The sequence below is a fragment of the Ruminococcus sp. genome (genome assembly GCF_045129435.1).
GTDB lineage: Bacteria > Bacillota > Clostridia > Oscillospirales > Acutalibacteraceae > Ruminococcoides.
This window is the reverse complement of sequence record NZ_JBGVJL010000087.1, coordinates 1-22057: the sequence shown is the minus strand read 5'-3', so window position 1 is coordinate 22057 and position 22057 is coordinate 1. Positions and strand designations below refer to the sequence as shown.

Genomic DNA, 22057 nt, shown 5'->3' with positions numbered 1-22057 from the left:
GCTGTTTGTGTATTTAAACAAAAAGAGGAAGCTTTTATGCGATTGCATCACAAATAACCGTTCCGTGTTTAATAACTTATTTCATTTAAAAAGGCTGTGGCCCGTTTTTATAGGATTTGCTTTAGCACACAAACAGCGTGCTGTTTGTGCCCGACAGTTTGCGTAGAAAACAACTTTCTTGGGCTTTGCCCAAACCCACCAGCCTTTAAAAAGGCTGGACCTAAATTTTTTATCCGAATAGAATGGCAGGCAAAATTCAAAGTCATTAATCCCGACAATTACTAAGTCATTGTCGGGAACAAAAGTTATTTTAAGGAGTGGAATATGATTCAGTTATTAGAGCATTTCAGCTACAAAAAGCTTATACGCTTTACAATTCCCACCATTTCTATGATGATTTTTACATCAATATATGGTGTGGTTGACGGACTGTTTGTGTCAAATGTTGTGGGCAGTGAGGCATTTGCCGGAGTAAACCTTATTATGCCTGCCCTAATGATGCTCGGTTCGGTCGGCTTTATGGTTGGTACGGGCGGAAGTGCCTTGGTTTCTAAAACCATTGGTGAAGGCAAAAAAGAGCTTGCAAACCGCTATTTTTCAATGCTGATTTACTTTCTCGTGTTAGTGAGTATAGTTCTTGCATTTGTCGGAATTTTGTTTATAAGACAAATTTCAGAACTTTTGGGTGCAGAGGGTGAAATGATTAATATTTGTTCTGTTTACGGCAGAACTCTTTTGTTTGCTCTCCCCTTCTTTATGCTGCAAAACTGCTTTCAAAGCTTTCTGGTAGTTGCCGAAAAACCTGCAATGGGACTTGGCGTATCGGTTGCCGCAGGACTTACCAATATGCTGCTTGACTTCCTTTTTATCTATGTTTTTGGATTAGGCGTATTTGGTGCTGCTCTTGCCACAGGAATAAGCCAGTTAATAGGTGCAATGATTCCTATTATTTACTTTGCACGCAAAAATAAATCTCCTCTCAAGCTTGTGCGAACAAAGTTTGAAATTAAGCCGATTTTAAAAACCTGTGCAAACGGCTCTTCCGAAATGGTGACAAATATTTCAATGTCGCTTGTCAATATGCTCTACAATCTGCAGCTTGTAAAATATGCAGGCTATGACGGCGTTGTTGCTTACGGAATTATAATGTATGTCGGCTTTATTTTTGTTGGCACTTACCTCGGCTATTCGGTTGGCGTTGCTCCGATAATCGGCTACCACTACGGTGCCGGAAATACGGACGAGCTTAAAAGTCTTTTCAAAAAAAGCCTTATTTTGATTTGTTCTGCCGCTGTAATTCTTACTGCATGTGCCGAGTTACTCTCATCTACATTGGCAGGAATTTTTGTCGGCTACAACAAGGAATTGCACGATATGACAACCAATGCAATCTGTCTTTTCTCGCTTTCGTACATCATTAGCGGAATAAATATTTTTGCATCTGCGTTTTTTACCGCACTCAACAACGGTCTTATCTCGGCAGTTATCTCATTTTTGCGAACCCTTGTTTTCCAGATTGCATTCATCTTTATTCTCCCGTTAATTTTGGGACTTAACGGTGTATGGCTTGCGGTTGTGGGAGCTGAAATATTCTCACTCATAGTGAGTTTGATTTTCTTTATTGCAAACCGTAAAAAATATAAATATGCGTAAAATTAAAGCTGTTTTTCGTTTGAAAGACAGCTTTTTTATTGCCAATAAGTGCAAAATGTGTTATTATAAATATGTATATATCCGGACAGGCTTTGCAGTCTGTCGGCTTGCAGCAGGCAATCCTGCAAAAAATCTGCGAAAAGGTGATAGAATTGTCATTTCCACAGGACAAAATAAGAAATTTCAGTATAATTGCCCACATTGACCACGGCAAGAGCACACTTGCCGACCGTATTCTTGAGCAGACAAACTCCGTATCTGCAAGAGATATGGAATCTCAGCTGCTTGATGATATGGAGCTTGAGCGTGAGCGTGGCATTACAATAAAGGCTCGTGCCGTTACAGTTACCTATGACGCTGACAACGGCGAAAAATATCTTTTTAACCTCATCGACACACCGGGCCATGTAGACTTTAACTACGAGGTATCTCGTTCTTTGGCTGCGTGTGAGGGTGCTGTGCTGATTGTTGACGCATCTCAGGGTATTGAAGCTCAGACTCTTGCAAACACCTACCTTGCTGTTGACGGAGGGCTTGAAATAGTGCCTGTCATCAACAAAATTGACCTGCCAAGTGCTGACCCGGACAGGGTTATTGAGGAAATTGAAGATGTAATCGGTATTCCTGCCGAGGACGCACCAAAAATTTCAGCTAAGCAGGGCATTAATATCCACGCTGTGCTTGAGAAAATCGTTTCAGATATTCCCGCACCGACAGGAGATGTCAACGCTCCGCTTCGTGCTTTGATTTTCGACAGCTATTACGACAGCTACAAGGGCGTAATTATTTATGTTCGCCTTAAAGAGGGACAGATTCACCCGGGCGATGAGTTCAAGCTTATGGCTACGGGCAGTACCTTTACCGTTGTGGAGTGCGGACTTATGCACGCAACCTCTATGGAATCTACAAGCGGACTTTATGCCGGTGAGGTTGGCTACATTGCCGCATCAATCAAGACACTTGCTGACGCTAAGGTTGGTGATACGGTTACACTTACCGCAAACCCTGCCAAAGAGCCACTTCCTGGTTATCGTGAGGCTCAGCCAATGGTTTACTGCGGTATCTATCCTGTTGACGGTGCAAAATACGGCGACCTAAAGGACGCACTCGAAAAGCTTCAGCTTAATGATGCAGCACTTTCGTTTGAACCTGAAACTTCGGTTGCTCTCGGCTTTGGCTATCGCTGCGGATTCCTCGGACTTCTGCATATGGAGATTATTCAGGAAAGACTTGAGCGTGAATATCAGCTTGACCTTATTACAACTGCACCGAGTGTAATTTACAGAATTACCAAAACTGACGGTACAGTTGAGATGATTGACAACCCGACAAACTACCCTGACCCTGCACTTATAGCAATGGCGGAAGAACCGATGACAACTGCCCACATTTACTCACCAAAGGAGTATGTCGGCAACATTATGGAGCTTTGTCAGGACAGACGAGGTATTTTCATTGATATGCAATACATTGATGCCGACAGAGTTGACCTGCACTATGAATTACCGCTTGCCGAGATTATTTACGACTTCTTTGACACACTAAAATCACGCACAAGAGGCTATGCTTCATTTGACTATGAGCTTAAGGACTATGTAAAGAGCAACCTTGTAAAGCTTGATATTATGCTTAACGGTGATGTTGTCGATGCACTTTCGTTCATCATTCACGCTGACAAGGCATACGGCAGAGCAAGAAAAATGGCTGAAAAGCTCAAGGAGAAAATTCCAAGACAGCTGTTTGAAGTACCGATTCAGGCATGCATTGGCGGTAAGATTATTGCCAGAGAAACCGTTAAGGCGATGCGTAAGGATGTACTTGCAAAGTGCTACGGCGGTGATATTTCCCGTAAAAAGAAACTGCTTGAAAAACAGAAAGAGGGTAAAAAGCGTATGCGTCAGCTCGGCTCTGTTGAAGTTCCGCAGGAAGCATTTATGGCAGTTCTCAAACTCGATACAGATTAATATTAAAAAAATAATTTTAACCCCGATTATAGTTGTAACTGTAATCGGGGATTTTTTTGCTTAAATTATCTCAGACTTTTACTCGAACAAAAAAGTTTGGTCAACCTTTTTCAAAGGTTGTGGGTGTGGGCAAAGCCCACAATACTTTTCCATTATGCAAAACTTTGATAGCCAAACAGCCTGCTGTTTGGTGGCTTGAACACAATGGCGAAAGTCTTATAATTGCGACAGCAACACAAAAAGAGTTCTTTTTATTAAAAATTATTTCTTCTTAAAAGGCTGTCGCCTGTTTTTTCAAACTTTACTTTAGCACACAAACAGCGTTGCTGTTTGTGACCGACAGTTTGAACAGAAAACAACTTTCTTGGGCGTTGCCCAAACCCACGAGCCTTTAAAAAGGCTCGACCTAAACTTTTTTATTTGTTAGCTTAAACAAAACGGTGAAATCTTTTTAATTGCGACAGCAACACAAAAAAAGCGTTCTTTTTATTAAAAATTATTCCTTCTTAATAGGCTATCGCCTGTTTTTTCAAACTTTACTTTAGCACACAAACAGCGTTGCTGTTTGTGCCCGACACTTTGAAAAGAAAATAACTTTTCTTGGGCGTTCCCCAAACCAACGAGCCTTTTAAATGGCTCGACCTAAACTTTTTGTTTTGTAGCTTAAACAAAAGGCAAAAGCTTTATAATTATGACAACAAAAACAGCATCGCCCGTAAATTTTACTTTACGAGCGATGCTTTATCGGATTAATTAAAGGTTTAAGCTGAAATTAAATTATTATTTAATTGTATATCCGGCTACCATTTCCTGTGTTCTTGTTACATCAAGTACAGAAATCTTACCGTCCTGATTTGTATCAGCAGCTAACTTCTGTGCATCTGTGAAACTAATATTTTCTGTGAGGTAAAGCTGGATTGCTGTTACATCGTTTACATCAACAATGCCGTCACCTGTTACATCACCAAGAATAAAGTCAATGCCACCGTCTTCGTATGCCTTTGTGTTTACATTTGATGTAAACTTCTCATAACCGGGCTTTGAAGTAACATTCTGCTTAACGCCGTTTCTTACAACCGGCTCAAAGTTAATTTTGAAGTTGCTGTCAAGATAACCAACGCTGAGAGTATTTACTTTGAGTTCTACTGTTGCGTCACCTGTACCGATAACCTTGAAGTATGCTCTTGCAAATGTCTTCTGAGTTGTGAAGTCCTTAAGGTTTGAAATGTCTGTAAAGTTAGACTTTACTGTGCCCTTATTCTCCATTATATTGGTAACTTCGTTTGCAACCTCAGGCATAAAGTCGTTTGAACGAGCTGTGTCAAGCTGAAGCTTTGAAGTATCATAAGTGAGTGTCCACTCAGCATTTACAAGCTTCATTGATGACTGGAGCTGATACTCTACGCAAAGCTCTTTGCCGTTTTCCATAGTAACCTTTGCACTTGGGAAGTAGTTAGATGTAGCTGTTACATTGAGCTTTGTAGCCTGTGTTGGCTGTGTAGATGTTGTAGGCTGAGTTGCTGTGGTAGGCTGTGTAGCAGTTGTTGGCTGAGTTGAAGTTGTAGGCTCTGTTGGCTGTGTAGGTGTTGTTGGAATAATTGTGCTTGTAATGTCACCGCTTGCCATATTGTATGAGCCTGTCTGTGATGCTACGCTATTTCTCTCTGCCTTGAATGTAAGTGCAGAAGAAGCGTTGAGTGTAGCTGTTGCAACTGTGAATGCACCTGTTACATCGTCTGCCTGTGCTGTGTAAGCCTTGCCGTTTACTGTTACTGTAACCTTTGAGTCAGGAGCTGCTACACCGCTGATTGTGCTTTCGCCCTTAACTGCACGGCTGATTGTAGGAACATTGAGTACTAAAGCTGCCTTTGCATTCTGGAGAGTTGTTGTTAATGTCTTAACCTGCTCGTCCTCTGCTGCATCGCCAAGCTTGATTGTTGCGTTTACTGTTGTCATTACTGACTGAACATTTGCCCAAGATGAAGCTGTGAAGTCTGATGCTGTCATAGCAAGTACTTCTCTTGCCTCTTTCTTGAGTGTTTCCATTGGAGAAAGCACGATTGGCTTTTCTGTAAGCTTATAGTTTGTGCAGCCTGCATCTGTAATCTGGATTGTTGAACCGTCTTTTACATCTGTAATATCTGCTGTCTGACCTGAGCCGCTGTTGATGATAACATTAACTGCTTCTACATTATCAAACTTAACAACATAGTTGCCATTTGCGTCCTTGTCAGTAAGCTTTGTGCCAGGCCATGCACCTGTAAGCTTCTGTGTATCTGTCCAAGCATAAATATTGTAGCTTGAAGATGAATCAAACGGTACGATTGTGAGTGATACTGAACCCTCATATGGTTCGTCACTACCACCGCCTTGCTGTGTACCTGAACTGATTGTCTTTGTTGATGTGTAGTTGCCGTTTGGAATTTCAAGAACCGCACCGTCATAAAGGCCTGTGATATCTGCTGACTTTGCACTGCCGTTGTTAAGTACTACATTGAATGACTTATTTGCAGGAACAGGAATTTCAATTTCATATACATTGTCCTTGCCTGAAACTGCCTTTGCCTGTGTACCCGGCCATGCACCAAGCTGAGCATCGCTTGCACCTGTCCATGCGTAAACATTTGGTGCACCTGATGTGCTGTTGATTGTAAGCTTACTTGTCTGGCTTACTGTTGTTGGAGGAACAGTAGTTACTGTTGGGTTTGTAGGCTGTTCGCCGTTTTCGCCAAGCTTGAGGAATGTAAACTTAGCCTCTGTGCTTGCCTTGTCGTTCTTAGCCTCAACTGCTACCTCGATTGTATCGTTCTTGTAGCCTGTTGAACCGATTGTGAATGTGTCACCATCTTTAACGATGAACTTGTTACCGCCGTCAACAGAAACCTTTGCACTGTCGCAGTCCTTAAGAGAAACCTTAACCTGCTCTGTGCCGTAGAACTGTGCTTCACCTGTAACTGAAACAAGTGGCTGACCGTCAGCATTTTCCATAAGGATTGTGCCATTTACACCGCTGTTGAATGTAACCTTACCGCCTGATACAACTGATGATGAGTTGTCATAAGCGTTGATGATGTAATCGCCGTCTTTCCAGAGTGAAGATACATCTACTGTTACGCTTGTGTTGCTGCTGCAGCCGATAACTGCTGCAACTGTGTCTGTAACACCGTTTTTGTTATATGTTCTGCCGAAAGCAACGCCGTTTGTAGCTGAAAGCTTTGTGTTGCTGCCTGCACCAACTGATACATGGTTTTTACGGAACTGACCAACCTTCTGCCAATGAGCAAGTACTGTCTTGTTGAGGCTGTTCCAGTTCATATCACTTCTGAGTGAGTGACCTGATCCGCCGCTGCCGTCAAATGCAAGACCTTCATACATCGGACGAGCTGACTCATCGCCGTAGAATGTCTGAACTGCACCCGGAAGGAGAAGGAAAGCAGAGCCGTTGTAAATCATTGTCTTTTCATCGCCTCTTGTGAGAACCTCATCGTGTGATGAAATAAATGAAAGAACATTGAAGCCTTCTCTTGAGTTGATCTGGTCTGCATAGCCCTGATATGTGTTTGCTACAGAGCCGCTTGCAATAGCACCGCCGCCGCAGGTTGAGAAGTTGATCATTGAGTCAAAGCCACCCTGTGAGTAGTAAGCGTCATAACCAACACCGTGATCCCATGCTTCACCGGTCATCCAGAAATCTTCTTTCCAATCAGCACCTGCCTTGTCAGGGTTGTTTGTTCTCCACTCTTTAAGAGCAGATACGCAGGCTGTCTTGAGCTGATTCCAAGAAGCGTTTTCAACATGCTTTGCTGTGTCGCAACGGAAGCCGTCAACACCGTACTTTCTTACCCAGTCTGAAAGCCATGATGAAAGGTAGCCTGTTACTGTGTTTGAGCTGCCGTATCTTGAAATTTTCTGATCGTATGTACCTTCCTGTGTCCACTTTGTTTTGAGGAGCGGAGGAATTGAAACAGACTTTGTCTGCTCTGTTCTAAAGTCAGGAAGACCTTCGAGAGCTCTTGTGTAATCATCGCCTGCACCCTCTGTGTATCCCGGAAGACCACTGCGGATCCAGTCGTTGCCCCACCATCTGCCCCAGTCGGCTGATGATGATTTAAAATCAATGTGGCTGTTTACATCACTTACATTTGTAAGCTTGTACTTATAATCTGATGCACCGTCAAGGAGAGTACCGAAGTTGTACTCCTCCATATCCTTAACTGTGTTGTAGCCGGCATGGTTCATTACGATATCCATAATAACTCTGATGCCGTGCTCGTGAGCTGTGTCAACAAGTGTTTCAAATTCTTCTGCTGTACCGAAGTTTGCGTCAGTTTCGGTATAGTCAAGAACATAATAGCCGTGGTATGAGTAATGAGCAAAGCCCTTACCTGAGTCGCAGTAACCGTGAATCTGCTCATATGGAGCTGAAATCCAGATTGCGTTGATACCAAGGTTATCAAAGTAACCCTCCTCGATTGACTGAGTTACGCCTGCAAAGTCACCACCGTGGAATGTACCCGGATTAGTGTCCCAGCCAGCAAGCGGATTACCGTTTTTGTCGGTAGCTCTGCCGTATGAGTGGTCGTTTGATGTGTTGCCGTTTCTGAAACGGTCTGTTAGGAGAAAGTAAACCGAAGCGTTATCCCAGGTGAAGCCGTCATTTTCAACGAGTGAACCTGCAATAGTTGATGATGCAGACACACTGCTGTCATCTGATACTGTTACAGCGTTTGCAGGGCCAAGTGCAACTGTTGCCATTGGAACTGCCATACACGCTGTGAGGAGAACGCTTAATGCTCTCTTCATTTTTGTGCTTTTCATTAATAGATTACTCCTTTCAAAACTTCCTAAGGGCCTTATACCCTATTGTTTATAATATTATCACAAAATTATCACAATTACCATAATTTTATTATACAAAAATAAAAAACGGCAGAATTTACAATATCCGCAACGGATTTATGTACATTCTGCCATTTTCTTTGTTAAATTTTTTTTAGTTTTAAATGTTTGGATAGCATTAATAAATTATGGTTTTGCTAATGGTCGGGAAATTTTTGCTTTAATTAGCACATATTGTATACTCGGACATAAAAATTTGGTCAACCTTTTTCAAAGGTTGTGGGTGTGGGCAAAGCCCACATTATTAAAAAATGATACTTTTTAAAGGCTGTCGCCTGTTTTGTCAAACTTCGCTTTAGCACACAAACAGCAACGCTGTTTGTGCCTGAACATTTGGAATAAAAACAACTTTTCTTGGGCGTTGCCCAAACCCACGAGCCTTTAAAAAGGCTCGACCTAAATTTTTTGTTCGAGCAGAAAGCGTAGACAATCTCAAAACTTTTAACTCCCGACCGTTACAAACCGTAATTAGCCTCAGCTATCGAAGAACTTACATTTTACTCAAATAATTCCGGGTGCATTCTACTGTAGTGAAATATATATTGCTGTGCAATGCCTGCGTACTCGCCAAAATCGTTTGCTGTCATTGTTGGGAAAAGCTTTGCCATTGCCCTTTTCATCCACACATCAACAGGAAAGGCTTCAATCCTGTGTAATCCGAAAAGCAAGGTGCAGTCGGCAACCTTAACGCCGACACCTGTAATTTTCATAAGCTCTTTCCTTGCCTGCTCATAGTCAAGTGTGCGACATTTTTCAAGATCCACTTCCCCACTATTAACCTTTTGTGCGGCATCAATCAGATAACGGTTGCGAAAGCCTGCCCTAAGCGGTGCAAGGTCATCGGCTGTGAGATTTGCCATTTTTTGCGGTGTAGGAAAAGCAAAATTGCCCTCTGAAATTTCCTCACCAAAGCACTCGCAAAGCCTTTGCACTATGCCCTTAATACGCTTGATGTTATTATTTTGCGAAATTATAAAGGTACAGAGAGCCTCGTACGGCTCTTGCTGTAAAATTCTTATGCCCGGTGCGTACTGTGCGGCTTCGGCAAGAACGGGGTGAATCTTGCTGATTTCTGTTCGGATTTTTCCGTAGTCAAGGTCGAAGTCAAAATATGATTTCCAGATGTTTTCAAAGTCTGCCTTGTTTGAATTTTCTATATAAAGTTTGTTTCCTGCAAGTTTTACACGAACTTTTTTAGCAAAGGCGATTCCGTCAAAAGAACCGTCAGCGTTTTCTGTCCAACGAAAGCTCTGTCCACAATCGAGGGTCTGCCTTAAATCAAGGTCAGTCACACCGTCAACACAGACATAATTTTCAAATTCATTACAAACCATAATAACCTCCGTAAGCGTGATTTCTAATTTAATTATAATGGTTTTTGCATTAAAAAACAACAGTCAAAAGCACAGAGAAAGTTTTCAACATTTTATTAATTTGATGTTAAAAACTCTATGTTCTCATATGAATGTTCTACCTCTTTAGAATACAAACCGATTACTCTGTGTCGCTGATTAAGGGTGAGTTCTCCCCCATTTGCAAACAAAAACAACTGCAAAATATATGCCGATTTCACCGCAAGGCTCATTAAATCAAAGCATTGCATTACATCGTAGCTGTCTATACTATTTAAAAAGTATCGGAAAATATAGTAATACATAAGATTTTTGTACTCGTACTCATACTTGCTGATGTACCTTTCAAATGCCTTTTTATCTGACTCTGACGGCTGATATTTACTTGCTTTGTTCAATAGATTTCGCCATTCATCGGTCATTATATCAAGGCTTAGCAACAGTTTAATTGTATTTTGACAGCTTGCCAAAAAAGCATTTTGAGAAAAATCGACTTCTGCATTGTATTTACACTCATCAAGCTGTGACTGTACACTCAGGCAAAGTCCGTATATCTGATTTAAACAATCGAATATACCAAGGCGGTCATTGCTTAGCACAGCAAAAATTTTCTGCCTTACATTCAGCAACAGTTCAATAACATATGTATCGTAGTCGCAAGGCTCGTCCTCCGTGTTATTTTCGGCGGTAACAAGCTTTTGCATTGCACCCTTTGCGAGCATAAGACGGAGTGCCTCGGGACAAGCGAGGGAAAGTATTTTTTCTTCAAAGCTTGAGTAATTCAGGTGAATACGAGGAAATCTCTTACAGGTTTCACAGAGTGCGTTTTCACCGAGATTAATATAAATATCACAAAGCATATCCTTGTTCCAGAACGGACAACGGTTGTTGTTAAGAGTAAAAATGCGGTCACCGTCCTGATCTATAGTCATCACACTTCTTAGCTTATCGCCAAAAGAGCCGGTCGCATTCTTATATTTTATGTAGCTGTCATCATCAACCACCACATCCCATTCCTTGCAACAGCTGTCGGGACAAAGGTTTGCAATGCAGCTAAAATTTTTATAAAATTCATGGTAAGTAGTTTTCATAAATAACTCCGTACAAAATAAAAATTGTGAAAAAATTCTGTTTTTAATGTATAGGTGACATTGATAAATTATTGTTTGTAACGGTCGGGAAATTTTTGTTTGAATTAGCACATACATTATGCTCGGACATAAAAATTTGGTCAACCTTTTTCAAAGGTTGTGGGTGTGGGCAAAGCCCACAAATCTTTTATCTAACACAAAATTTTGATAGTCAAACAGCTTGCTGTTTGGCGGCTTAATCATAATAGCGAAAGCCTTATAACTGCGGTAGCAACACAAAAAGCCATTATTCTTTATTAATAAATGATTTCTTTTTAATAGGCTGTCGCCTGTTTTGTCAAACTTTGCTTTAGCACACAAACAGCGTTGCTGTTTGTGCCTTATAAATTGCAATGGAAACAACTTTTCTTGGGCTTTGCCCAAACCCACGAGCCTTTAAAAAGGCTAGACCATAATTTTTTGTTCGAGCAAAAAACATAGTCAATCTCAAGCCTTTTAACTGCCGACCGTTACTTAGTCATTGTCGAGAACAAAATAATTATTATTTTGCAAGCTATCTTCTCGTAATAAAAATAATAAAAAACCCGACTAAAACTTTGCGTTAAAGTCGGGATTATAATTACATCTCAGTGATGATTTCGTTTACTGTCTTTCCTGGTGGGATCATTGGAAGTACATTCTGGTCAGGGCTGATTCTGCAATCAACAAGCACCGGCTTATTAAGAGCAAATGCCTTTTCAAGTACAGGCTTAATCTCATCTTTTGTATCAATTCTCATACCGTCAATGCCAAACGCATTTGCAAGTGCCACAAAGTCTGTTGCTCTGTGTGGATCTGTCTGAGAAAAACGATTGCCGTAAAAAAGCTTCTGCCACTGGCGAACCATACCGAGAACTGTGTTGTTCATAACAAGAATTACTACAGGCAAGTCGTAAGACTTCATTGTTACAAGCTCGTTTAAGTTCATATGGAAGCTGCCGTCACCTGTTACAAGCACTACCCTCTTGTCAGGATGTGCCATCTGAGCACCGATTGCTGCACCCATACCAAAGCCCATTGTACCAAGACCGCCTGATGTAAGGAATGTGCGTGGTGTCTGAGCCTTATTAAACTGAGCAACCCACATCTGATGCTGGCCTACATCTGTTGCTACAATATCATCGTCAGCCTTGATTTCGTTAAGTGCGTCAAGAATTTCCTTTGGCTGTGGATATTTGTCATCAGCAGGAATTTTATTGTCGAGGAAATGTTTCCACTCAGCAAGAACTGAGAGCCATTCTGCGTGATTCTGCTGTTCCATACCGTCGCAGAGTGCCTCAAGTGTATTTTCAAGGTCGCCAAGTACATACTCGCTGACCTTAACATTTTTATTAATCTCTTTTTCGTCAATCTCAAGCTGTACAATTTCAGCCTGAGCACCAAACTTATCTCTGTCGCCTGCAACTCTGTCTGAAAATCTTGCACCGCAGGCAATAATAAGATCGCATGTATCGGTAGCCATACCGGTTTCGTATCCGCCGTGCATACCGATATTGCCAAGGCAAAGCGGATGGTCGGCAGGAATACAACCAAGTCCCATAAGTGAGCAGCAAACAGGAATATCGGTAAGCTCAGCAAATTTTGTGAAAATCTCAGTTGCATTTGCACTTATAATACCGCCGCCTGCATAAATAATAGGCTGCTTTGCATTTCTGATCATATCCTGAACTTTCTTGATAGTTTCAGGATTTTTAATGCTTACTCTTTCAATTTCCTTTGGCTTTACAGCTTCAAAATCAGTCTTATTTGCAGTAACATCCTTTGGAACATCTACAAGTACAGGGCCTTTTCTGCCTGTTTGTGCAATTTCAAAAGCCTTGCGGAGAGTATCGGCAAGATCTTCAACCTTTTCTACAAGGAAGCTTGCCTTTGTAATAGGCTTAACGATATTTACAATGTCAACCTCCTGAAAGCTATCTCTGCCAAGCTGGTCGGTAGTAACATTGCCTGTGATAGCAACAACAGGAATACTGTCGATGTTAGCGGTTGCAAGGCCTGTTACAATATTTGTTGCACCCGGGCCTGAAGTTGTGATAACAACACCTGTTTTGCCTGTTGCTCTTGCGTAGCCGTCTGCTGCGTGAGATGCACCCTGCTCGTGTGCGGTAAGAATATGCTGAATCTTATCGCTGTATTTATAAAGAGCGTCATAGGTATTAAGAGCCGCACCGCCCGGATAACCGAATACGGTATCTACCCCTTGTTCTAACAAACATTCACAAATAATTTCTGCACCTGAAAGCTGCATTTTTCCTCTCTCCAATCCTCTTTCATGGCTTATAACTTTATATATTCAATGCCATTTGCTTTTAAAGATTTTATATATACGCTACCTTTTATTTTACATAAAAACAGCAAAAAAGTCAATGTTTTTATGATTTAAAGTGATGTTACGGCAAATAAAATAACAAGTTTTTTTCTCCTTTAAACTGATTAAATTTTTAACACGCTATTAATAAAATGTTGATAACTTTTTTGTTGTGTAGTTAATAATGCAATAATAAGAATTGTGGCAGTCGGGCATATTTTGCAAAAATTGGTTCTATTTTTAATGTTGGGGTAATGTTGATACATTATAGTTTTTATTACGAGAAGATAGTTTGCAAAGTAATAATTTTTCTATTCCCGACAATGACTTAGTAATGGTCGGGAGTTAAAAGGTTTGAAGTTTGCTATGTTTTCTTCTCGGACATAAAAATTTGGTCAACCTTTTTCAAAGGTTGTGGGTGTGGGCAAAGCCCACAATACTTTTCTCTTATGCAAAGCTTTGATAGCTAAACAGCTTGCTGTTTGGTGAATTAATCACAATGGCGAAAGCTATATAATTGCGACAGCAACACAAAACAGAAATGATATTCTTTTCTATTTATAAATTATTTCTTATTTTAAAAGGCTGTCCCCTGTTTTGTCAAACTTTGCCTCAGCACACAAACAGCGTTGCTGTTTGTGCCTAATAAATTGTAATAGCCACAACTATTCTTGGGCTTTGCCCAAACCCACGAGCCTTTAAAAAGGCTCGACCTAAACTTTTTATATAAAAAGTCCGACCATAGCTTTTACTACAATCGGACTAAGAATCAAATGTTATTTACAAAATCATTTACAACGGCAACTGTTTTCTTACTTGCCATTTCGCAGAACTTTACAAAGTCCATTCCCTCGTTTTCGTTGAGGTCATCGGAAATTGCTCTTAAAATTCCGCAAGGCACACCTGCTCTTGAGCAAATATGAGCAATCGCCGCACCCTCCATTTCACACGCAAGTGCATTAAAAGTTTTACCGATATTTACTCGCTGAGAACGCTTTGAAATAAAAATATCTCCGCTTGCAACTGTTCCCTTTTCTACCTTTGTGTTCTCAAGCTTTTTTGCCGAGTTATAAAGAGTTTCGCAAATATGTTTATCACAATCAAAATACATAACCGTACCCTCCGGGAAAGACACTTCGCCCTGCTTGTCGCCGAGTGCGGTTGTATTCATATCGTGTTCAACGGCATTTGTGGCAACCACAATATCGCCAACGCTGACTTTCTCGGAAACCGAGCCTGCCACACCGCTATTGATTACGCAATCGGGTGCGTAATTCTGAATTAACGCAAAACTGCACATTGCAGCGTTTACCTTGCCAACACCGCAGACTACCACAACAAGCTCTTTGCCATTAAGAGTGCCGCTTGTAAAGGTCATTTTAGCAATTTCCCTTTGCTTTTTGTTTTCCATAAGTGCAAGAATTCCGTCTGCTTCAATCTGCATCGCACAAATAATTCCTACCATATTATTCTCCCTTGAGCAAAAGCTCTTTCATCTTATGAACATCGCCGTCCATAATCTTGTAATTGCTGAGCAACTCGCCCTCAATCTCTGGTGAAATGCTCTGGTGAATGTAGAGAGAATCAATACCGAAATCATTTGCACCTTTAATATCGGAAATGTAATCGTTGCCAATCATTACAGACTCGCTCTTTTCAAGTCCGTATCTTTCAAAGAGAATTTCAAAGTAGTGTGAATCAGGCTTTGAACATTCCTCGTCAGAGCTTATGCAGATACCGTCAAAGTATTTTGTAAGACCGAGCATATCCATTTCATTTGCTGTAAAGTTTCTCTGAGCATTTGAAAGCAGGTAAATCTTTTTACCGTTCGCTTTAAGAGCATCAAGAAATTCGGTTACGCCGTCATAAAGCTTGATATACTTTGTGGAAAAGCATCTGAACACAGCACAAGTCTGCTCAACCATAGCCTTTGTAGCCTTAACACCTTTCTGGTTATAAAGCTTTTTGAAAACCTTATCAATCTTTATATCAATAACCTTATAGTCCTTGTGTCTTTTCTGAGTGGCTTTCTTTTCTGCATCAACAAGCTTGCCGTACTCTTCGTTAAGCTCCTCGGCGGTGTAGACAGCACCCTTATATCCATAATAAACAGCCATCTTCTCCCAAAGCTCAATGCTCCACTCATCTGTATTTATGTCAATCAATGTTCCGTATAAATCGAACACATAGTTTTTATACATTTAAAATCACCCTTTCTACCTATATTTTAACAGTTTTTCAAAGCGATTGCAATAGGCATTATTTTGTGTTACACTATTAAATGAGGTGATATTTATGGATAAAAAACAGATTGCCCTAATGGCTGTTGATTCGCTCAAGGCTGAATACCCTGATGCGATTTGCAGCCTTGTATATACAGACCCGTTACAGCTTTTGATTGCCACACGACTTGCCGCTCAATGTACAGACGCAAGGGTAAATATGGTTACTCCGGCTCTTTTTGAAAGATTCAAAACCGCTCAGGACTTTGCAGACTCCACACCCGAGGAGGTCGCCGAGTACATAAAGTCCTGCGGACTCTACAAAACAAAGTCAAAGGACATTGTTGCTATGGCGAAGATGCTTTGTTCTGAATTTGGCGGTGTTGTGCCGGATAATATTGAAGATCTCACAAAGCTGCCCGGCATTGGAAGAAAAACAGCTAACCTTGTATGCGGTGATATTTTTGGTAAGCCTGCCGTTGTGGTTGATACACATTGCATTAGAATTACAAAAAGACTTGGACTTCACGATTTGAAAGACCAGAAAAAGATTGAATTTGCTCTGCGTGATTTACTCCCACCGGAGGAAAGCAACGACTTTTGCCATAGGCTTGTTTTGCATGGACGAGCAGTTTGCACTGCACGAAATGCGAAATGTGAAAGCTGTTGTATGCAGGACTTCTGCCCTAAGAATATATGAGGTGACTATGAATAAGATAAAATTACTTGCACTTGACCTTGATGGCACAACGCTTACAAGCAAAAACAGTCTTACTCCTGCCGTTAAGTCGGCACTTGAAAATGCGATTGAAAACGGAATTATTGTTGCCGTTGCTACAGGCAGACCGCTTGGCTCGATGCCTGGCAACATTATGAACATGGACGGAATTGACTATCTGATTACATCAAACGGCTCAGCTATCTATGATAAGCACCGTAATAAGATTTATTCGGCAACGCTTAAAGTAAATGATGTGCTTAAAATTCTTGATGTTATGAAGGATGAAGATATAATTTCCGAGGCCTTTGTGGATGGACTCACCTATACCGACAAGCGTTATGTTGATAATCCTACAGCTTACGGATGCAGTGAGGCTTATGTTGATTATGTAAAATCCTCTCATGGTCATATTGAAAATATGCGAAAGTTTATTTTTGAACACAAACACGAGCTTGACAGCATTGAGTACATTTCAACCTGTCCTGAAACTCGCAGGAAAATATGGACAATGCTTGAAAATGCGGTTGACGGAATTTTTATTACAACTTCTTCCGAGCATTTCATTGAGCTTATGGATAAATCGGCAACTAAAGCCTCTGCCCTATCGCACCTTGCCGAAATGCTGAAAATTGATATGGCTAATGTGTGTACTTGCGGTAACGCTGACAATGACGCTGATATGATTGAGGAGGCAGGCTTTGGTGTGGCTGTTGATGACGCATCACAAAAATGCCTTGATTATGCCGAGATGATTGTACCCGATTCCGACAATGACGGAGTAGCTGTGCTGATTGATTACATTTTGAAAAACAACCGATAAAAATGTTGGCTCTGTTTTTAATGTTGGGGTAATATTGGTAAATTATTGTTTGCCAGAGAGTTTCGGATAAATAATATAAAATTTAGGTCGAGCCTTTTTAAAGGCTCGTGGGTTTGGGCAAAGCCCAAGAAAAGTTGTGTTTATTGCAAATTTTCAGGCACAAACAGCAACGCTGTTTGTGTGCTAAATCAAAGTTTAACAAAACAGGCGACAGCCATTAAAAAGAAATAATTCATTAATAAATAATAAAAAATGGCTTTTGTGTTGCTGTCGCAGTTATAAAGCTTTCGCTATTGTGTTCAAGCCACCAAACAGCAGGCTGTTTGGCTGTCGGAAATTTGTGTAAACCGAAAGTATTTGTGGCCTTTGCCCACACCTACAACCTTTGAAAAAGGTTGACCAAATTTTTATGTCCGAGTATAAAGTCTGTGCTAATTTAAGCAAAAGTTTTCCGACCGTTGCTAAACCATAATTCCATCAACTATTGAAAAAGAATCAAAATGTTTCACGTGAAACATTTGCAAAATAAAACTGCAACTCGCTATGGGTTGCAGTTTTTCTTTACTATTTAATTTTAGGAGCAGTTAGTTCAAAGCTAATATCGAGGAAAAATTTTATGTTTTTATCATTCGCCGAGCCGTCAAGAGCTATAGTTACCCAGTTTTCTTTATTCATATGATAAGCCGGATAAAAGCCGTTGTTCTCAAGTGCCGAGCCAAGCATTGACTTATCACACTTTAAATTAACTATGTCTATTAGTTCTGGGTTGTTTAGACCAAGACTTGATTTTTTAATTGTCATCACAAGTGCAAACCATTTTTTGTTGCCAATGTGGCGAAATACTGTTGAGTCAGGATCTTTTTGCCATGGGTTGTCACCCTTTACGCCGTATGTGGTTTCAATGTATTCAATCAGTTGTTCTCTGTTCATAATACCTCAAAAGGGAAGCCTTGCGACTTCCCTTGTTATAAATAACTTTTAATTTTTATATTGGATAATAATATTATTCTGGGTTGCTAACGCAAAAGCTTAATATTAAAATTTAGGTCGAGCCTTTTTAAAGGCTCGTGGGTTTGGGCAACGCCCAAGAAAAGTTATTTTATTGCAAATTTTCAGGCACAAACAGCGTTGCTGTTTGTGTGCCAAAGCAAAAAGTTTGTTAAAACAGGCGACAGCCATTTAAAAAAATATTTCATTAATAAAGTAATACAACTTTTGCAGTGCTATCGCCAATTAAAAGGCTTTTGCCATTATGTTTAAGTCGCAAAACAGCAAGCTGTTTTGCTATCATAATTTTGTGTAAAATAAAAGTTTTGTGGGCTTTGCCCACACCCACAACCTTTGAAAAAGGTTGACCAAATTTTATTATTGATAAACTTATTGTGTAGCAATCAATATTTACACCAATGACTAATAAACATCTGAGCAATTATTTTGCAGGAACTTCAATCTTTTCCTTACCGCCCATATATGGTCTGAGTGCAACCGGGATATTAATTGAGCCGTCCTCATTGAGGTTATTCTCAAGGAATGCAATTAACATTCTTGGAGGAGCAACAACGGTATTATTAAGTGTATGAGCAAAGTATTTGCCGTTCTCACCTGTAACTCTGATTTTAAGACGGCGAGCCTGTGCGTCACCGAGGTTTGAACATGAACCAACCTCAAAATACTTCTTCTGACGAGGTGACCAAGCCTCAACATCAAGTGAACGAACCTTTAAGTCTGCAAGGTCGCCTGAGCAACACTCAAGTGTACGAACCGGAATATCCATTGAACGGAAAAGGTCTACTGTGTTCTGCCAAAGCTTATCAAACCACATTTTGCTGTCCTCAGGCTTACATACTACGATCATTTCCTGCTTCTCAAACTGGTGAATTCTATAAACACCACGCTCCTCAATGCCATGAGCACCCTTTTCCTTACGGAAACATGGTGAATAGCTTGTGAGTGTGTATGGGAGATTTTCTTCCTTATTAATTGTGTCAATAAACTTACCAATCATTGAGTGCTCACTTGTACCGATAAGATAAAGATCCTCGCCCTCAATCTTGTACATCATAGCGTCCATTTCTGCAAAGCTCATAACGCCTGTAACAACATTACTTCTAATCATAAACGGAGGTACGCAATATGTGAAACCTCTGTCAATCATAAAATCTCTTGCATATGCAATAACTGCACTGTGAAGTCTTGCGATGTCGCCCATAAGATAGTAGAAGCCGTTGCCTGCTACCTTTCTTGCAGAGTCAAGGTCAATACCATTGAGTTTTTCCATAATGTCTGTGTGATATGGAATTTCAAAATCAGGCACAACAGGCTCGCCAAAACGCTCGATTTCAACATTTTCGCTGTCATCCTTACCGATTGGAACTGATGGGTCAATCATCTGTGGAATAACCATCATAATCTCGGTAACCTTTGCTGAAAGCTCCTCTTCCTTCTTTTCAAGCTCTGCAAGCTGCTCAGCCTGACGGGTAACTTCTTCCTTGAGAGCCATACCCTCTTCTTTCTTGCCCTGTGCCATCAATGCACCAATCTGCTTAGAAATCTTGTTTCTGTTGGCACGAAGTTCATCTGCCTGAGCCTTTACTGCTCTGCTCTCGGCATCAAGCTCAATTACCTTGTCAACAAGCTCAAGCTTGCTGTCCTGAAACTTGTTTCTGATGTTCTGCTTTACTGCCTCTGGGTTTTCTCTTAAAAATTTAATATCAATCATTTTAAATTTCCTCTCATTATATTTTAAATGTGCCTTGCGGCAAATTGAAATATCTTATTTTAACTTATTTGAAAGCTCGGTAAGCTCTTCATCGGAATAAAATTCAATTTGAAGAACTCCGCCCTGTTTGCCTTTATTTTTATTTACTTTGATTTTACGGCCAAGGCTTTCGTTTAGAGCAAGCTCTACCATACTGTAAAAGCTCGGTTTACGTTCCGGCTGAACTTCTTCGTCTGTTTCGGGCTTTTTCTTTGCAAGCTTTTCTGCCTGTCTTACCGATAAATCCTTTTTATAAATTAACTCGGCAAGCTCAAGCATATCTTCTTCGCTGTCAAGCATAAGCAATGCCCTTGCGTGACCGGCTGAGATTTTGTCTTGCTTAACATAATCAAGAACGCTGTCCGGCAGTTTTAAAATTCTAAGTGAATTTGCGATTGCCGGTCTTGATTTGCCAACCGATGTAGCCACTTCTTCCTGCGAAAAGCCATGCTCGTCTATAAGTGCCTTGTAGCCCTGTGCCTCTTCAATCGGGGTGAGGTCTTCTCTCTGTAGGTTTTCAATAAGAGCAAGTTCCATTGCTTCGGTGTCTGTAAGCTCTCTGATTGTTGCCGGCACTTCGGTTAAGCCCGCCATTCTGCAAGCACGGTATCTTCTCTCACCCGCTACAATTTGATAACCGCCGATTGGCAACGGACGAACAAGCAAAGGCTGTAAAAGTCCGTGCTGAGAAATACTCTGTGCAAGGTCTGAGAGAGCGTTTTCATCAAAATCCTTACGAGGCTGTGAGCGATTTGGCTCAATCTCTGAAATTTTAAGCATTACTGAGTTATTGCTGTCCTCGGTTTCATTCTCTGCAAAAATCATATCAAGACCTTTGCCGAGTCCGCCAAACTTTTTACTCATAGCTTCTCTCCTTTGCAATAATTTCTTTTGCAAGCTCTGTGTATGTAATACTTCCCTTGCAATTTTTATCATAGTAAATTACAGGCATACCAAAGCTTGGTGCTTCTGATAGTCGCACACCTCGAGGAATAACAGTTTTAAATACCTTGCGAGGGAAAAACTTTTTTACCTCCTCAACAACCTGCTGAGTAAGATTAAGCCTGCCATCATACATTGTGAGCAGTACGCCTTCAATGTCAATCGTGTTGTTGTACTGTCTTTTAATTCGCCTTACTGTGCTCATAAGCTGAGTTAAGCCCTCAAGTGCGTAATATTCGCATTGAATCGGCACTAAAAATGTGTCGGACGCAGTAAGAGCGTTTGTTGTGATAAGTCCGAGTGACGGTGGGCAGTCTATAATGATGTAATCATAGTATTGCTTGATTGGCAATAGAGCATTTTTGAGAATTGACTCTCTTCCCTTTTTGTCGGAAATCTCAAGTTCTGCCGCAGCAAGGTCAAGGCTTGACGGAAGAATGTGCAGATTTTCATAAGGAGTTGTGATAATACAGCTCTCAGCCTTTGCACCCTCAACCAAAATTTCATAGGTTGATGCTGTGACCTTTCGCTTGTCGATAGCCACACCACTTGTAGCATTGCCCTGTGGATCTGCGTCAACGAGCAAAGTTTTTTTGCCTAAAGCACCCAAACAAGCAGCAAGATTAACTGCTGTGGTGGTCTTGCCCACACCACCTTTCTGGTTGGAAATTGAAATAATTTTTGCCAAAATATCACCTTTACCGTAAAATAATGCGTGTTTTATCAATCTGTAATACATTATACCACTAATAAATCATATTTAAAAGGGTATTTATAGAATAATTGTAATTTTTCTTAGATTTTTTATTGTTAAACAGATAAAATGTTTCACGTGAAACATTAAAATAAAAAATTTAGGTCAAGCCTTTTTAAAGGCTTGCGGGTTTGGGCAGAGCCCATAAAAATCTTCCGATATAACAATTTATCAGACGCAAACAGTCACGCTGTTTGCGTGCTAAGGCTCAGTTTGTTAAAACAGGCGACAGCCATTATAATTAGAAATGTTAAAAACATAGTCAACGCATTGCGTTGACTATGAAAGATGAAGTGTATTTCCTTTGTTGCTCTCGCAAAGGCTTTCGCCTATTTGTTCAAGCCGCCAAACAGCAAACTGTTTGGCTATCAAAATTTTGCGTAAGCTAAAGTATTGTGGGCTTCGCCCACACAATGCCAACAACTTAAGAAAAGTTGTGACAGTTACCCCGTATAAAATAAGAAAATTATAAAACAAATATTTGCACAAAACGCCGGTAGCAAAATTAGCTATTTTGCTAATTGACAAAACAGA

Annotated in this window: 16 protein-coding genes; 5 read left to right on the top strand and 11 right to left on the bottom strand. The window is 40.6% G+C overall.

The features are described from left to right. Positions 1–324 precede the first annotated feature (324 nt). The 3 genes from ACJMMI_RS04275 to ACJMMI_RS04265 all read left to right on the top strand — a co-directional run bounded on the left by ACJMMI_RS04275 (position 325) and on the right by ACJMMI_RS04265 (position 3892). Complete coding sequence (locus ACJMMI_RS04275) at positions 325–1653, top strand: MATE family efflux transporter (protein ID WP_405353865.1); 1329 nt, start codon at positions 325–327, stop codon at positions 1651–1653. Positions 1654–1724: 71 nt separating this feature from the next. Beyond that, complete coding sequence (gene lepA / locus ACJMMI_RS04270) at positions 1725–3617, top strand: translation elongation factor 4 (RefSeq protein ID WP_405353863.1); 1893 nt, start codon at positions 1725–1727, stop codon at positions 3615–3617. 56 nt (positions 3618–3673) lie between these two features. Then, positions 3674–3892: a hypothetical protein gene (locus ACJMMI_RS04265; RefSeq protein ID WP_405353861.1), complete on the top strand. Its 219-nt coding sequence runs from the start codon at positions 3674–3676 to the stop codon at positions 3890–3892. 505 nt (positions 3893–4397) lie between these two features. Here ACJMMI_RS04265 and ACJMMI_RS04260 read toward each other — a convergent pair. The 6 genes from ACJMMI_RS04260 to ACJMMI_RS04235 form a co-directional block, all read right to left on the bottom strand. Continuing rightward, entirely contained in the window at positions 4398–8435 is a 4038-nt protein-coding gene (locus ACJMMI_RS04260) for an alpha-amylase family glycosyl hydrolase (protein WP_405353859.1), read from the bottom strand. 578 nt (positions 8436–9013) lie between these two features. Continuing rightward, positions 9014–9850, bottom strand: coding sequence for a DNA-3-methyladenine glycosylase family protein (locus tag ACJMMI_RS04255; RefSeq protein WP_405353857.1), 837 nt, complete (start codon positions 9848–9850; stop codon positions 9014–9016). A gap of 95 nt (positions 9851–9945) precedes the next feature. After that, positions 9946–10959: a flagellin lysine-N-methylase gene (gene fliB, locus ACJMMI_RS04250; protein ID WP_405353856.1), complete on the bottom strand. Its 1014-nt coding sequence runs from the start codon at positions 10957–10959 to the stop codon at positions 9946–9948. Between the two features lie 619 nt (positions 10960–11578). After that, positions 11579–13246, bottom strand: coding sequence for a biosynthetic-type acetolactate synthase large subunit (gene ilvB, locus ACJMMI_RS04245; RefSeq protein ID WP_405353854.1), 1668 nt, complete (start codon positions 13244–13246; stop codon positions 11579–11581). 829 nt (positions 13247–14075) lie between these two features. Continuing rightward, positions 14076–14771 carry a 5'-methylthioadenosine/adenosylhomocysteine nucleosidase gene (locus ACJMMI_RS04240; RefSeq protein ID WP_405353853.1) on the bottom strand — a complete coding sequence of 232 codons (696 nt, stop codon included), beginning with the start codon at positions 14769–14771 and terminating at the stop codon, positions 14076–14078. 1 nt (position 14772) lies between these two features. Then, positions 14773–15507: an HAD family hydrolase gene (locus ACJMMI_RS04235; RefSeq protein WP_405353851.1), complete on the bottom strand. Its 735-nt coding sequence runs from the start codon at positions 15505–15507 to the stop codon at positions 14773–14775. A gap of 94 nt (positions 15508–15601) precedes the next feature. Here ACJMMI_RS04235 and nth point away from each other — a divergent pair, with 94 nt between their 5' ends. Both nth and ACJMMI_RS04225 read left to right on the top strand, forming a co-directional pair. Beyond that, the gene (nth, locus tag ACJMMI_RS04230; RefSeq protein ID WP_405353850.1) at positions 15602–16228 is read left to right on the top strand and encodes an endonuclease III; all 627 of its coding nucleotides are present in this window, start codon (positions 15602–15604) and stop codon (positions 16226–16228) included. A gap of 7 nt (positions 16229–16235) precedes the next feature. Continuing rightward, the gene (locus ACJMMI_RS04225; protein ID WP_405353849.1) at positions 16236–17069 is read left to right on the top strand and encodes a Cof-type HAD-IIB family hydrolase; all 834 of its coding nucleotides are present in this window, start codon (positions 16236–16238) and stop codon (positions 17067–17069) included. A gap of 564 nt (positions 17070–17633) precedes the next feature. On the opposite strand, the gene ACJMMI_RS04220 is transcribed toward ACJMMI_RS04225, so the two are convergent. The 5 genes from ACJMMI_RS04220 to ACJMMI_RS04200 form a co-directional block, all read right to left on the bottom strand. Beyond that, entirely contained in the window at positions 17634–17999 is a 366-nt protein-coding gene (locus ACJMMI_RS04220) for an MmcQ/YjbR family DNA-binding protein (protein WP_405353847.1), read from the bottom strand. A gap of 499 nt (positions 18000–18498) precedes the next feature. Further along, positions 18499–19788 carry a serine--tRNA ligase gene (gene serS / locus ACJMMI_RS04215; RefSeq protein WP_405353845.1) on the bottom strand — a complete coding sequence of 430 codons (1290 nt, stop codon included), beginning with the start codon at positions 19786–19788 and terminating at the stop codon, positions 18499–18501. Between the two features lie 54 nt (positions 19789–19842). After that, complete coding sequence (locus ACJMMI_RS04210) at positions 19843–20691, bottom strand: ParB/RepB/Spo0J family partition protein (protein WP_405353843.1); 849 nt, start codon at positions 20689–20691, stop codon at positions 19843–19845. Continuing rightward, the gene (locus ACJMMI_RS04205; RefSeq protein WP_405353841.1) at positions 20684–21457 is read right to left on the bottom strand and encodes a ParA family protein; all 774 of its coding nucleotides are present in this window, start codon (positions 21455–21457) and stop codon (positions 20684–20686) included. The genes ACJMMI_RS04210 and ACJMMI_RS04205 overlap by 8 nt, the downstream gene beginning before the upstream one ends. A 345-nt stretch (positions 21458–21802) precedes the next feature. Then, on the bottom strand, positions 21803–22057 hold a 255-nt coding region (locus tag ACJMMI_RS04200; RefSeq protein WP_405353839.1), incomplete at its 5' end, for a hypothetical protein.